The organism is Nocardia higoensis NBRC 100133 (genome assembly GCF_000308595.1).
In the GTDB taxonomy this organism is placed as follows: domain Bacteria; phylum Actinomycetota; class Actinomycetes; order Mycobacteriales; family Mycobacteriaceae; genus Nocardia; species Nocardia higoensis.
This window is the reverse complement of record NZ_BAGA01000117.1, coordinates 11,812-25,618: the sequence shown is the minus strand read 5'-3', so window position 1 is coordinate 25,618 and position 13,807 is coordinate 11,812. Positions and strand designations below refer to the sequence as shown.

The following is a 13,807-nucleotide window of genomic DNA, read 5'->3' as shown; positions in this document are numbered from 1 at the left end:
ATGCCGCCTGCCGGGTGGCGGGGTCAGCGTGGGACTTCGGTGATCCCGTCGCGGTGGCGACGCCCGAGATCGACGTAGAAGCCGGTGCTGATGCGCAACCACTCCTCGGCCGCGGTGCCCTCCACGGGGCGTTTCACCACGGCGGGCGAGCCCGCCGCCAGCACCCCGTCGGGGATGTCGGTGAGCGGCGAGACCACCGAGTGCGCGGCGACCATACTGCCCACGCCGATGCGCGCCATGTCCAGCACCGTGCTGTTGTTGCCGACGATCGAGCCCGCGCCCAGCGCGGCGCCGTGGAAGACCACACCGTGCGCGATGGTCGCCCCGGCGCCGATCTCGATGGGTGCGTCCTCCGGTCCGTGCAGCACCGAATTGTCCTGCACATTGGCGTTCTCGCCGATCAGGATGGGCGTCACATCGGCGCGCAGCACCGCGCCGTACCAGATCGACGCACCGGCGGCGACGCGCACATCGCCGATCAACATCGCGTTCGGCGCCAGGAAAGCGGTCGGATCCACTTGCGGCCGTTTGCCTTCGAATTCGTAGAGGGGCACTGCCCCACCGTAGGCGGGCTCACCAGCGTTCGGTATGCGCGGCCGTCTTCTCGGCCGCCTCCAGCATCGGTCGCAGGTGCGCGCCGAAGGTCTCCGCGGTGACCGGCGCGACATGCACCTCGGCGCCGGTGCGCACCGCGTAGCGTCCGTCGCCGCCGACATCGATCCAGCACAGCACCCCGAACGGGCGCAGGCGCGCGGGCTCGGCCGCGCCCGCGCGCCGCCGGGCCGAGACCACGATCTGCCCGATCCCGGCCCGCGGGCGGTTGAGCAACCTGCGGATCCGGGCGTCGGTCGTCGGGCCGGAGACCGGCACCGTCACCAGATCGCGGCTATCCATCTTCACCTTCGCCAGCGGGGCGCTCAGCCGCGCTCCGGTACCCGGCGGGCACTCCGGCAGCACCGAGACGACGCGCGCGGCGAGGTTGTCCGGATGGCCGACGTAGAGCCGCACCGGCCCGCCCCGTTCCGGATCGGATCCGGGGCGCTGGGCGGCGACCACGGCGATATTGCCGGAGGTCGCGCCGAGTACCCGGACCGGACGGGCGTCCGGTGCTGCGGTGCGATCGACGAACTCGTCCGGTTCGTTCTCGGGTGGGGGCGCGATCGCCGTGGTGGGTTCGTCGCTGTCCGCCGTCTCCGCGCTCGCGCCGCCGGCCTGCCGTCCGAACACCTCGACCAGTACCGAGGGCCGGGCGAGCACCCGCAGGGCGGCTTCGAGGTCGGCGTCGAGCGTGCGCGCACACCATTCGTCGAGTTCGGGTTGCCGGGCGGCGCGTTCGAACGCGTCGCGGGCGGAGGGGCGCACCGCCAGCGGATAGGGGATGCGATCGCCGTCGGTGCGCGCCCACGCCGCGGCGAACTGGTCGGGCGTCAGCGTCCAGGTCACTCGCGCTCGGTCCAATCGCCGACCACCGGGGGCGTCGCCGGATCCAGATCGCCGATCAGCTCGCCCGCCGGTGCGCGGGTCGTATCGGGGTCGAGATCCGCATAGCCCGAGCCGCCGTAACCCGAGCCGCTGTAACCAGAGCCGCCGTAACTCGAGTCGCCGAAACCGGAGTCATCGAGATCGAGGTCATGGGAACCGGATGCGCCGAAGCCCTGGTCGGTGCGGCCGGAGCCGTGCCCGCCGTCGAATGCGAGTTCCAGATCGTCGAAGACGAAATCCTCCTCCGCCCAGTCCAGTTCATCGTCCTCGTCACCCCGGTCCCGCTCGGTACGTGCGGCGTTCGCCGGCACCGACGAGCCCGAACGTGGCGTATCGCCCGCCGCGAGCGCACCGCCGAGCAGGCCGCCGACCGCTCCGGCGCCCGCTCCGGCACCGACCGCCGACTCCCCGTCGCGATCGGATCCACGCGTGCCCGGCGTGCTCTGGTCGGTCCCGCTCGGGTTCGTCTCGTGCCCGGCTGCGCCGGTGCCGAGGGCAGCCGCGGTCGCGCCCGCCTCGGTCACACTCGCGCCGTAGGTGGCCTCGGGCGCGTCGGGGGCGGGTGCGCCGTCGACGGCGGCGGCCTGCGCGGTCGTGCTCGCCCCGTCGCGCCTGCGTTCCTTGTCGGAAGCCGGTCGGGGCCCGCCGGTGATCGGTGCTGAACCCGTCGGTGCCGAGGTCGGGGGAACTGTGGCGCGCGTGGGTGCGCTCTCGGCCCGGGCAGCGCCGGCGACCCCCGCGCGCCTCGTGGAGTCCGACGACGCGGACCGCGCGGGGACAGTGCCTCCGGGCCCACCCGTCGGTGCGCCGACAGCGGCGCCGGCCGTGGGCAGCGCGGTCGACGGGACCGGCGCGCTCGCGGCAGGCGCCGCGGATACCGGCGCGGCCGGATTGCCCGCAGCGGTCGTCGCCACGGCGGCCTGTGCCGCGACGGTCGCCGCGGGATCATCGCGCCCCGGCGCCGTGGCGCCCGCCGTGCCGGGAGCGCCGGACGAGAGCCCGGCATCGGTGGCGGTCACGGCGTCGGGGAAGGCGGGCACGTCCACGCCGACGCCGAGGAAGGCCGGGATATAGATGGTGTCCATCGCGCGCACGACGTCCAGCCGCTCACCCTCGACGGTCTTCTGGGTGTCGACGTTCGCCGTCGCCTGGGCCGGATCGAGCAGGGCGGCGGCCAGATCCGGCTGCGCCGCCGAGGGCATCCCCACCGCCGAGCGCAGCGCCTCGGCGGCCTCGGCCGCGCGCACCAGCCGCTGGGACACCACCGCCATCACGTCGGCCAGTTGCCTGCCCTGCAGTTCGAACGCGGCCACGGCGGCGGCGGCGGTGCTCGACGCGGCGCCGCGCCAGCCGTCGGCGATCGCGCCGCGAATCTCGGTGTGCGCCTGCGACACCGCGTCGGCGAGCCCGGTCGCCGTCGCCTGCCAGGACTGCGCGCCCGCGCTCAGCAGACTCGGGTCGATGGCCTGGACATTGCGGAAGATCTCGGCGTGGGTGAGGCCGTCGAAGACCTCGGCGTTCGGCGCGTACGCGGGATCGGTGCGGGTGTGCTCGCCGCGCTCGGCGGCGAGGGGGATCTCACGCACGGCCCGCCTCCCGCGGTGCGGGATCGACGGCGGTGAGCGAGCCGGCGAGTGCGGTGTCGGTGGCGTCGTAGGCCGCGGCCGCGGCACGGAATACGCGCGCGAGTTCCCGTGCGGAGGCGGCGTATTCGCGCAGCAGGTCGAGTGCGGTGTCGGCCTTGCCCTCGAATCCCTGCCGCAGTGCCGCACCGGAGTCGAAGCCTCCGAAACCGGGCAGCGAGGTGGCGGGGCCGAGCACCGCCAGCTGCGCCTCCACGTCGTCGGCGAGTTGTTCGTAGCGGCGCGCGCACCGTTCGTGCGCGCCCTCGGCGATCAGCACCCCGTCGATGTGGAGCGAGCCCTCCTCGGCCGCTCTGGCCAGGGCCGCCAACTGTGGTCGCACCGCACCGTCCCCCTTACTCGTCGTGCCGTATTCCCCGCGCCGCCTGCCTGGTGTTCGCTACCGCGCGACCACCGAGTCCGGGATCACCACTTCACGCAGCCACTGCGCGATATCGGCGGCAACGCGCCCCTTCACCGGTTCGTGCAGCAGGTCGTGTCCGGCCTCGGCGTACTCCCGCAAATCTACCGATTCGTGGCGCGCAGTCCAGAGCCGAATGCCTTCCACGGGCGCCCGCCGGTCCTCGGCGCCGTGTACGGCGAGCACCGGAAGGGTGGCGGGCAGCGCCGTTCCGGGCGCGCCCGGCAGGCCGCCGCCGAGCGCACGGCGCGGCACGCCGGACAGCACCAGACCGTGCAGCCATTCCAGCGGCACGCTCGGGCTCAGCGGGTAGCTCGACTCCACGCCGCCGAGATCGGCTCCGCTCGTGGTGTCGGGCACCGCCGCGCCGAGCAGGCCGAGTGTGGTCACCGCGCCGAGCGAATGGCCCATCAGCACCAGCGGCAGCTCCGGCCGCTCGTCGTGGGCGCGCCGCACCAGCACGGTCGCGTCGGCGACCAGCTCGGCCAGCGTGCCCGGCTGCTCGGGATCGCCCTCGCTGAGCCCGTGACCGGCCAGGTCGAGGCCCCACACCTCGACGCCGATGGCGTTCAGGGACCGGGCGAAGCGATGGTAGTTGCCGCTGTGCTGGCCGAGCCCGTGCAGCAGCACGGCCACCGCGAAGGGAGAGTCGACCGGCCATCGCCGATAGTGCAAGCGGCCACGCGTGCCGTCGAAGAAGAGCATTGGTCGATACTGCCAAATCTCGTGCGTCTCAGGGTACTTCACCATGTCGGCGCGGAACCGGCTAGGATGCGCGGCCGGTTCCGCGGTTCTGGTGCCTCAGTTCCTGGCCAGACGCCCGGTCACGGCCGTGCGGGCCGAAGCGACGACCGCGCGTACCGCCAGGCCCGCGGCGACCAGTGGTGCGAACACGATCCACGGGGTGCCACGGTGATAGTCGACGTAGAACCGCAGGGCGCTGCGATGATGGCTGCGCACCTTGCGAAACGGCGCGGAACGCATGCTGCCGCCCTCGCGATGCTTGATGCCCACGCTCGGATCGAGCACGACGCGCCAGCCGGCCCGGTGCATGTCCAGGGCCATCTTGGTTTCCTCGAAGTACAGGAAGTAGCGCTCGTCGAAGCCGCCGACCTCCTCGAAGGCTTCGCGGCGGAAGAGCATGCAGCAACCGGAGATCCAGTCCACGTCGCCCGCCGTGGTGAGCCGCTTGCCGAAGTAGCGGCGGGTGGCGGGATTGCCCGGCCAGACCCCGCCCAGCAATGCGTGCGCGATGCCGACGAGCAGTGAGGGGAACGCCCGCCCGCTCGGGTACGGCGTGCCGTCCAGGCGCAGGATCTGCGGCCCGATCATGCCGATCCGCTCGTCCGTGCGCGCGGTCTCCACCAGGGTGGCGATCGAGGCGGGGGAGAGTTGGGTGTCCGGATTGGCCACCAGCAGCCACTCCGCGTCGGTCTGCGCGGCGGCCTGGTTGATGGCGGTGGACAGGCCGACATTGCGCTTGTTGCGGGTGACGCGGCCACCGTAGGCGGCGACGAGGTCGGGGCCGTTGTCGGTGGAGGTGTTGTCCACGCACACCACGTCCGCCCGCAGGGGCTCCACAGCGGCTTCGAGTGAGTCCAGAAAGCTGGGCAGATCCTCGGCGCTCTGATATGTGATCAGGAGCACGCCGACCGTCTTGTCGCGCATGGCCGCGAACCTATCAGCTTCGCGCGCCGGAGGAGAATGCCGGATCGAGCGGGTCGGCCGGACGGCTCGACCTGCTTCGGTTCCCGCCGGCGGACCTTCTCGGGAACCGGACGCGGACCGTCGGCTCGCGTACTCTGGGGCGCGACAGGCGGACTCGGGATCCGTCGAGGGAGTGACATATGGGGTCGGTGTGGTTCGCGATCGGGGTGGTCGCGGTTCTGGTCGTCTTCGACCAGCTGGCGTTGTGGGCCGAGCGGCGTGGCTGGATGTACTGGCGCAAGTCCAAGGGCGGCAGTGCGGCGGCCACCGGGGTGCTCGAACACATGGACAACCTGTTCAATCCCGGGACGCGCAATCTCATCGAGGAACGTGAGTCCAAGCGGCTGGTACGAGTGGACATCGACGCGGCCTCCGGCGGCGGCGAACTCGACCTCGAATCGCGGACGGTCTATCTGCGCGTCGGCAAGACGACGTCGTAGGCGGATCGGGAGCGCCGCGCCCGGCTGCGGACCCGGCTGTGCCGTGCCGTGAACATCTGTTGCCGTCCCGGCGAAATCTGGGCATCGGGCGAGCGGCCGCATCCGGTACGCGCCATGAAAATTCCTTCGCTGGAACATATTTCGTGTATCCGTGGTGAATTGCTCTGCGGTCGCGAGGATTCGGCCGTGGCGCTAGCGTGCCCGTCGTAGCGTGACCGCAAGAACCGGTTGGATCGTGCTCGACCGGCACCGGTGGCCGGGCGCGGTGACCGGATCGCCGAGCTGGTGGAGAGCGTCCCGATGACCGCCGATTTCCTGACCACGTCGTTTGCCGAACTCGGCGCCCTGGCGCCGGACCCGACCGATATGTACATCGCCCTGCGCCTGCGCGTGTCCGGCGCGGCTCCAACACCGCGGACGCTGCGCGACCGGGTGGCCGAACGTTTGCCGTTGCTCCCCGAGCTCACCGAGCGCCTGGTGACCGGGCCGCGGCCGCGCTGGGAGCCGGACCCCGAGTTCGACCTGGACCGGCACGTCCGGCAGGTCCGGGTCGGGCAGGAGGGCGCTCGTACTCACGATGGCACCCCTGGTCGCGGACAGAACCCGGTCGTCGCCGAGGTGCGTGGGTCCGTCGGTATCCCGGTGCACGCCCTGCTCGGCGAGTCACCCGACCCGCTGCGGCCGCCGTGGCAATTGCTGATCGAGTCCGACCCCGCCGCCGACCGGTGGACCCTGTTCTATCTGGCTCACCACGCGCGTCAGGACGTGACGGGCGCGCGGCACACCGTGACCCGGTTGCTCGGGGACGCCACCCCGCTCCCGCTCGACGACCCACCGCTACACCGGCATCGCTGGCTCGGCGGACTGGCTGCCGTCATGCCCGACCTGCGACGTTCGGAGCGCCGATCGGCCCCGGCGCGGAAGTTCCCGACCGGTCCGGGCCGGTTGCTGGGCGAAGTCACCGTCGGATCCTCGCTGCTGACCGCCACCGCTGCGGCCACCGGTGCGACCGTCAACCAGGTGCACCTCGCGGCCCTCTCGGTTGCGCTGCGCCGCTGGTCGCCGGACTGGGAGCGCGCCGACAGCCGCGAGATCGCCATCCCGCTGGACACCCGGCTCCTCGGTGAGGTCGCCTACGCGGCCAACCGGATCGGACTGATGCGGGTGCTGTTGCCGGGCTACGAACCGGACCCGCGCGCCCGCCTCGAAGACCTGAGGCTCGCCGCGAGCCGCGCCAGGATCGCCCGGCACCGGCGCGCGACCAGGAAGCTGTCGGCCGGCCCGCGCCGGGTGGCCGCCTGGGCGCAGGGGCGGGTCACCGACCCGGCGGTCATCGGCGTCACCGCCTCCAACGTGCGCATCGATCAGGGCATCACGGTGCTCGGCGCCCCTGTGCTCGAGTGCGCCGCCCTCCCGTGGCTGCCGCCGGGCCACGAGTGCTTCAGCCTGCTGACCACTTACAACGGCAGCGCCACCCTGGCCGCGGTCGCGCCATCCGACTGCCCCGACCCGGCCGACCTGGTGGACGCCTGGGCCGGGGCCCTGCGAGAGCTGTCGTCGCAGGCGTGAGCCCTATGCCGGAGCCGGCAGCAGATCCCCGACCGTGACGTACTCGCCCGAGCGGTGGTCGGCCGCACCGAGTGCCGCGGCGACCAGCGCGCGGGTGGAGTCCGCCACGGGGGTGAGGCCGCCGCGCGCACGGGCCGCGGTGGCCCAATCGAGGATCCTGTCGGCGAACGGATCACCGACGCGCCCGCGATCGAAGTGGGCCTGGGTGATGCCCGCCGCGACCAGTCCCGGGTCGTAGGCGATGGTGGTGACGCCGGTGCCGCGCAGTTCCCCGGCGAGGTTCGCGTTCAGCGAGATCAGTGCGGCCTTGGAGATCGAGTAGGCGGCGGCGTGCGGCCAGCGGTGTCGTCCGGCATTGCTGACCAGATGAACGAGCCTGCCGCTGCCCTGGGCGATCAGGTGGGGGACCGCCGCCCTGGTCATCGCGACCGTCGCGCGCACATTGGTCTCCATCGTGGCCCACCAGGCTGCCTCGTCGACCTCCCAGATCGGCCCGATCGGCCCCGCCACGCCTGCGTTGGCGATCAGGATGTCGATGCCGCCGAACGACTCGGTGATCCGGTGCAGTGTCAGGTCCGCCGCGCCGGGCGCGGTGAGGTCGGCCACCACGTACTCGGCCGCGCCGTCGATGTCCCGGGCGAGTCGCACCGTCTCCCGCAGAGCCTGCTCGTCACGGCCGGTGACCAGCACCCGCGCACCCGCCGCCGCGAGTGCCACGGCGAATTCCCGACCCAGCCCGCGCGATCCGCCGGACACCAGCACCCGCAATGCGGGCGGACGCACCGGCTTCCCGGTCGCCGAGCGGGGAATGGCGCGTACCCGCTCGATCATCCGGACGCGCTTGTGGGGTGCCAGCATCCCGGCCGCGTATTCGGTGATCGTGGCGAGCGGAACCTGCTCTCCGAGAACGACATACGCCTTGGGGATCTCCCCGGCCACGGGATCGGGTACCCCGCAGACCAGCGCCTCGCGCACTGCCGGGTGAGTGGTGAGCACGTCTTCGAGCTCGGCCGGCCACACCTGATTGCCCTTGTACTTGATCATGGATTTGATCCGCCCGGTGATCCGGACGAATCCCTCGGCGTCGGTGGCCACGAGATCGCCGGTGCGCAACCAGCCCTGCGCCGGCCCCGCGGTCTCGACCGCGCCGGGCACGACCTGCGGTCCGCGCACCCAGAGTTCACCGGGACCGCCCGGCTCGGCCCGCGCCCCGCTCGCCGGATCGACCAGCCGGATCTCGGTGCCGGGCACCGGGATTCCCACCGACCCGGCCGGAGCCGGCCGGTCGTCGGGAGTGAAGAACAGGCACCCCGCCTCGGTCATCCCGAAGCCCTGGACCACCGGCGCGCCCAGCCGTTCGGCCGCGCCGCGCGCCACCTGGGCAGGCAGCGGCGCGCCGCCGGAGACCACCCGCCGCAATCGCGGGAGCGGCGCGAACGCCGGGGCGGCCGCGATCTCGGCCAGCACGCTGGGCACGGTGTAGGCCAGCTCCACCCGGTAGGCACGCAGCAGGTCGAGGAAGTCGTCGACCCGGAACGGGGTGGCGGGCAGGACGAGCGTGGCGCCGGCCCGCAGCACCGGGTTCATCGCCATCTGCATGCCGTAGATGTGGCGCAGCGGTGGGATCGCCGCCACCGCAGTCCCCGTGGGCAACCGGTGCAACTCCGCGATCTGCGCCAGGTTGGCCACGATATTGCGGTGTGTCACCGTGATCCGTTTGGCCGCGCCGGTGGTGCCGCTCGAACGCATGAGCACGGCGGGCCGGTCACCGCCGTGCCAGGCGACCGGTTCGGCGGCCGCGTCCACCGCGGCTTTCCACGGCGTCGCACCGTCGGGTGCTCCGTCGTCGACGACGATCGTCCGGCCGGCCTCGAACACTGTTCCGATTCCCTCGCCGCCGCTCGTGAGCCGTTCGGTGATCAGGGCGGCGATACCGGCGCCGTCCCGATCCGCGCCGGACTCGTGGGCCGGATCGCGCGGGTCGAGCGTGAGCACGACCCCACCCGCGGCGAGCACACCGTGGTAGGCGACGACGAATTCGTAACTGTTCTCGACGGCGACGCCGACCGCGTCGCCGTCCCGCACGCCGCTGCGCCGCAGGTGCCCGGCCAGCCCGGCCACCGCCCGGCGCAGCTCGCGGTAGGTGAACTCGCGGCGGGAACCACGGGTGTGATCCACCACCGCGGGCCGGTCGTCGGCCGGGGCCGCGCCCAGCACGTACTCGGTGATCGCGACGGCGCCGGGATCGGCGAACCCACTCACCAGCACTCCTCAGACTTCGATCAGGACCTTGGTGGCCTGGCGCCGCGCCATCGCCAGGTAGCCCTCGGCCGCCGCGTCCAGCGTCACCGATCTGTCGAAGACGGGACCGGGATCGAGCCTGCCCGCGACGACCTCGCCGAGCAGTTCGGGCAGATAACGCCTGGCCGGGGTCAACCCGCCGGTGACGGTGACATTGCGCAGGAAGCACGACATCAGGTCAAGGCCGCCGTGCGGTCCGCCGACCAGGCTCAGCGTGCCGCCGTCGGCGCATACGGCCGAGGCGGTGTCCAGCGCGTCCTGTTCACCGACGCCGTCGATCACCAGGTCGACGCCGATGCCGTCGGTGGCCTCCATGATCTGCGCCCGCGCCTCGTCGCCACGGGTGGTCACCAGATCGGTCGCACCGAAGATCTTTCCGGTGTGCAGGCGCGACTCGTGCCGGCCCACCAGGAAGATCCGCCGCGCCCCGGCCCGTCGTGCGGCGAGCACCGCGCACAGTCCGACCGCGCCGTCCCCGAGGACGGCCACGGTCGCCGACGGTCCGAGTGCCCGCGCACCGGCCGTCGCGTGGTGACCGGTGGCCATCACATCGGCCAGGGCCAGCACCGCCGGGATGCGTTCGTCGCGCTCGTCCATCGGCACCGTCACCAGGGTGGCGTCGGCGAAGGGCACCCGGATGGCCTCGGCCTGTGCGCCGCCCGCCGCGATCGCCCACATCCCGCCGCTGCGGCAGGAGGTCGGCACGCCGCGCACGCAGTGGTGGCAGGTGCCGTCGGCGAACATGAACGGCGCGACCACCAGATCGCCGCGCCGCAGCGTGCGCACCTCGGGCCCGATTTCCTCGACCACGCCGACGAATTCGTGTCCGCACGCCGGACCGGGCACCGGGCCCGGACGGCCGGCGAAGGCCCGCAGATCGGTGCCGCAGATGCCCGCGGCGACGATCCGGACCACCGCGTCGGCAGGATTCTCCAGCCTCGCGTCGGGAACTTCGGTGACCTCGAGTTCGCCCGGTGAGGTCAGCATGACCGCCTTCACCGCGCACCTCCGACCTTGCGCGCCAGCGTCAACCCGTCGGCGACGGTGAGCAGCACCGATTCGACCCGCTCGTCGTCGAGGACGTGCCGGTTGAACGCGCGGATGGCGGCGGCATTGCCCACCGCGTCCGGGCTCACGGCCTCACCGGCGTAGAGCACGTTGTCGACGATGATCAGCCCGCCCGGGCGCACCCGCGGCACCAGCTGCTCCCAGTAGCCGATGTAGCCGACTTTGTCGGCGTCGATGAACACGAGGTCGATCAGCGGCTCGTCGGGCAGTTCGGCCAGCGATTCGGCGGCCGGGCCGACCAGCTGGGTGATCCGATCGGCGACGCCTGCTTCCTGCCAGGCACGCCGGGCGATCGGCGACCACCGGTCGGTGATGTCACAGGTGGTGATCCGCGCGTCCGGGTCTGTGCCGAGCGCGATGGCCAGGGTCGAATAGCCGGTGAAGGTGCCCACCTCGACGACGGTGCGGGCGCCGACGAGCCGGGTCAGCAGTGTCAGCAGCGCCCCCTGTTCCACCGGGATCTGCATCTCGGCCGCATCGCCGAGCGCGAGTGTCGCCTCGATCAGCCCGCGCTGGGCGGCGCTGACCGGTCCGGCCTGGGCGCGCACATACGCGGCCAGCTCCGGGGTGACCGGCAGGGTCTTGTCGCTGTACTGCGGCGGGGTCGTCGTCTCAGCCAAGGTGGATCCGTCCTCTTCTCAGAATGGTGTCGGCCAGGCGCGCCACGGCGTGGATGTGCTCGGCCAGCTGGGTCTGCAGTGCGTCGACCTGCGCACGCCCGTAGCTGATCTCGCTCGGGTGGGCGGCCAGGTCGTCGAGCGCGGCGCGCACCCGGATCCGCAGTTGCGCGCGGAACTCGTGGGCGCACAGCTCGGTGCGATCGGTCAGGAAGAAGGCGTCGACGACGTCGGATTCCGCGCGGGTCGGCTCCGCGCGGACGTCGCGCCCGGTCTCGCGCAGCAGGGACTTGCCCGTAGGCACCAGCCGGGCGCCGACGCTCATGTGCACGAGCCGGTTCAGCTTCAGCGAGGCCTTCAGCGGGGAGGCGGCGTCGACGTCCAGCTTCGCGAACCGGGCGCCGATCTCCCGGTAGTCGCGCGCCCACGTGCCGCTCATGGCGGGATCGGCGGCCTTCATCCTGGCCCGCAGCACCGTGTCGTAGATCTCGGGGGAGCAGGTGCCCGCGTACAGCAGCAGCGCCGAGTAGCTGTCGTAGAGCTCGGCCAGCTCGCGCTCCGCCTCCTGCTCGCCGTCGGCGGCGTCGCCGAGCGCCTCGATCATGAGCCGCCAGACGCAGAACGACAGGTGGTGACCGAGCAGCCAGCGATACCAGGCCAGCGCGGCCTCGTCACCGTCGGGAGCCGCCGGATACGGCTGCGTGGGATCGATGTAGGGGACCTCGCAGCGGATGAATTCGGCTGTCGGCCAGGGCATTCTGAGCTGGCCGAGATCGATGTCGAGTATCGGTGGCCGGCTCGTGTGGGTTCTGAAGACGGCGGTCATATCGCCTGCTCCCTGTCGAAAAGGCCGTCGAGAACGTCTGCGGCGGCACGGATGTCGGCGTCGAGGATTCGGTCCTGTTCGATCGGGGCGACCCGATCGACGAGTGCGTCGAGCAGCGCGACGTTGGCGGGCGCTGTCGGTTTCCTGGTTCCGGTGTGCGCGGCTTGCACCAGCGCCACACCGAGGCAGCCGTGCAGCAGCCGCAGCGACCGGCTCTGCTCGAAAGCGGTGAGAGCGGCCTGCGTTCCGAACGGCACCACGTCCTGGTTGTGCATGTTCGTCGGCACCGACTGCATGGCCGCGGGGACGCAGTTCCGGCGCATCGAGACCACCGTCGCGGTCGCCAGCACCTGCAGGCCCTGGATGGCGTGATGCTTGCCGGGGTCGGTGGAGAGCATGGGCGGACGCCCGCCGTTGCGGTGCGGGTCGACCAGCAGATCGATCTGGCGTTCGGCGAGATTGCCCATCTGGGTGAGCGCGGAGGAGATCGTGTCCGCCGCGAAGGCCGAGGGCTGGCCGAAGAAGTTGCCGCCGTGCGCGACCAGATCCTCTTCGGCGAAGAACAGCGGATTGTCGCTGACACCGTTGAGATCCCGGGTCACCACCTCCGCCGCCCACGACAGCGCCGAGTCCGCCGCGCCGAGCAGCTGCGGCGTGCAGCGGATGCTGTAGGGCTCCTGCAACGGGCGGCCCTCGACCGGCACCAGTCCGGTCAATCGCCGCGACAGATGCGCACCGACCGCCTCGACCTCCGGATGCCCGAACGCGGCGAGCAGCGGCGGCGCGAGAAAGGCCGGGGCACAACCGAGCAGGTCGGCCAGCAGGGCCACCAGCGCGACGGCGGTGCGTACCGAGCGGGCCGCCGAATGCGCGGCGAGCCCGGCCACCGCGCTGGTCACCGAGATGCCGTTGACCAGTGCCAGGGCATCGCGGCCGTCCAGCCGCAGCGGGTCGAGTCCCACCACGGCCAGCGCCTCGGTCGCGGGCATGCGCACTCCGTCGACGTAGGCGTGACCGACGCCGCGCAACGACTGCACCGCGTGCGCCAGCGGTATGAGATCGCCGCTGGCGCCGACGGATCCGAGCGAGGGGATCGCCGGGGCGAAACCGGTGGCCAACATGGCCGCCAGCGCGTGGACGACCGCATCGGAGACACCGGACAGGCCGCGCGAGAGCGACCACAGCCGGGCCAGCATCACCGCGCGGGCCACGTCGGGAGCCAGCTCCGGCCCCTGCCCCACGGTGAGATGCCCGAGCACATTGTCACATTGGTCGGCGGCCGACTCCCGGCCGTCGAAACCGACCAGCGCGCCGAAGCCGGTGGTCGCGCCGTAGACCGGACGTCCCTCGTCCAGAACGGTTTTCACGAACGCGCTGCCTTGTTTCATCGCGGCCGATGCGGCCTCGGTGAACTCGATGTCCAGCGGTGTAGCGGCCAGTGTCAAGGCGGCCGGGGTCAATGCCGATCCCAGCGTGAGCGAGTGGGGACAGGGGGATTCGTCCGTCATCCATGCGTCCTTGTTCCGAAGGCAGAGCGAATGTCATTGGCGTCAGGACTGTTCCGCCCGGTCCGAGTCGGCGGTTCAGCCCCCTTGCGCGATCAGTACACGGCTGTTCGGTTACGAGGTGAGGTCTGCTCGTGGGCCGGTATACGACGAACGGTGGAACGAGATGTGCCGATCGGTCTGCTCAGCGGGCGAGCGCGGCAGCCCGACGATCGGCCGTCCGGGCCCGGCAGACCGGAGCCCCGAGTG

At 72.0% G+C, this 13,807-nt stretch carries 13 protein-coding genes; 2 read left to right on the top strand and 11 right to left on the bottom strand.

Translation table 11 applies throughout. The annotated features are described in order from the left end of the window. Positions 1 to 23: 23 nt before the first annotated feature. From ON26_RS21480 to ON26_RS21455, 6 genes are all read right to left on the bottom strand, one after another. Positions 24 to 554 (bottom strand): gamma carbonic anhydrase family protein, encoded by a 531-nt coding sequence (locus tag ON26_RS21480; RefSeq protein ID WP_040798023.1) that lies wholly within the window; start codon positions 552 to 554, stop codon positions 24 to 26. A 19-nt stretch (positions 555 to 573) separates the two neighbouring features. Next, the gene (locus ON26_RS21475; RefSeq protein WP_040798022.1) at positions 574 to 1,443 is read right to left on the bottom strand and encodes an ESX secretion-associated protein EspG; all 870 of its coding nucleotides are present in this window, start codon (positions 1,441 to 1,443) and stop codon (positions 574 to 576) included. After that, on the bottom strand, positions 1,440 to 3,068 hold the full coding sequence (locus ON26_RS21470; RefSeq protein ID WP_040798021.1) for a PPE domain-containing protein: 1,629 nt from the start codon (positions 3,066 to 3,068) through the stop codon (positions 1,440 to 1,442). Before ON26_RS21470 ends, ON26_RS21475 begins: the two co-directional genes overlap by 4 nt. Then, positions 3,061 to 3,447 carry a hypothetical protein gene (locus tag ON26_RS21465; RefSeq protein WP_040798020.1) on the bottom strand — a complete coding sequence of 129 codons (387 nt, stop codon included), beginning with the start codon at positions 3,445 to 3,447 and terminating at the stop codon, positions 3,061 to 3,063. Before ON26_RS21465 ends, ON26_RS21470 begins: the two co-directional genes overlap by 8 nt. A 57-nt stretch (positions 3,448 to 3,504) precedes the next feature. Further along, positions 3,505 to 4,230: an alpha/beta hydrolase gene (locus ON26_RS21460; RefSeq protein WP_040798019.1), complete on the bottom strand. Its 726-nt coding sequence runs from the start codon at positions 4,228 to 4,230 to the stop codon at positions 3,505 to 3,507. 96 nt (positions 4,231 to 4,326) lie between these two features. After that, positions 4,327 to 5,193, bottom strand: coding sequence for a glycosyltransferase family 2 protein (locus ON26_RS21455; protein WP_040798018.1), 867 nt, complete (start codon positions 5,191 to 5,193; stop codon positions 4,327 to 4,329). A 179-nt stretch (positions 5,194 to 5,372) separates the two neighbouring features. Here ON26_RS21455 and ON26_RS21450 point away from each other — a divergent pair, with 179 nt between their 5' ends. Beyond that, a complete protein-coding gene (locus tag ON26_RS21450) occupies positions 5,373 to 5,672 on the top strand; it encodes a DUF6191 domain-containing protein (RefSeq protein WP_051027326.1) in 300 nt (99 codons plus the stop codon). Positions 5,673 to 5,924: 252 nt separating this feature from the next. Beyond that, complete coding sequence (locus ON26_RS21445; RefSeq protein ID WP_040798017.1) at positions 5,925 to 7,241, top strand: wax ester/triacylglycerol synthase domain-containing protein; 1,317 nt, start codon at positions 5,925 to 5,927, stop codon at positions 7,239 to 7,241. Positions 7,242 to 7,244: 3 nt separating this feature from the next. Here the strand turns inward: ON26_RS21445 and ON26_RS21440 are convergent, their stop codons facing one another. The 5 genes from ON26_RS21440 to ON26_RS21420 are packed head-to-tail and all read right to left on the bottom strand — an operon-like array spanning position 7,245 to position 13,561. Continuing rightward, entirely contained in the window at positions 7,245 to 9,503 is a 2,259-nt protein-coding gene (locus tag ON26_RS21440; RefSeq protein ID WP_040798043.1) for an SDR family NAD(P)-dependent oxidoreductase, read from the bottom strand. Positions 9,504 to 9,512: 9 nt separating this feature from the next. Next, positions 9,513 to 10,541 (bottom strand): zinc-binding dehydrogenase, encoded by a 1,029-nt coding sequence (locus tag ON26_RS21435; RefSeq protein WP_040798016.1) that lies wholly within the window; start codon positions 10,539 to 10,541, stop codon positions 9,513 to 9,515. Then, positions 10,538 to 11,230: an O-methyltransferase gene (locus ON26_RS21430; RefSeq protein ID WP_083884264.1), complete on the bottom strand. Its 693-nt coding sequence runs from the start codon at positions 11,228 to 11,230 to the stop codon at positions 10,538 to 10,540. Before ON26_RS21430 ends, ON26_RS21435 begins: the two co-directional genes overlap by 4 nt. Further along, entirely contained in the window at positions 11,223 to 12,053 is an 831-nt protein-coding gene (locus ON26_RS31760; RefSeq protein WP_051027324.1) for a 3-methyl-L-tyrosine peroxygenase-related protein, read from the bottom strand. Before ON26_RS31760 ends, ON26_RS21430 begins: the two co-directional genes overlap by 8 nt. After that, on the bottom strand, positions 12,050 to 13,561 hold the full coding sequence (locus ON26_RS21420) for an HAL/PAL/TAL family ammonia-lyase (protein WP_169333758.1): 1,512 nt from the start codon (positions 13,559 to 13,561) through the stop codon (positions 12,050 to 12,052). The genes ON26_RS31760 and ON26_RS21420 overlap by 4 nt, the downstream gene beginning before the upstream one ends. Positions 13,562 to 13,807 lie beyond the last annotated feature (246 nt).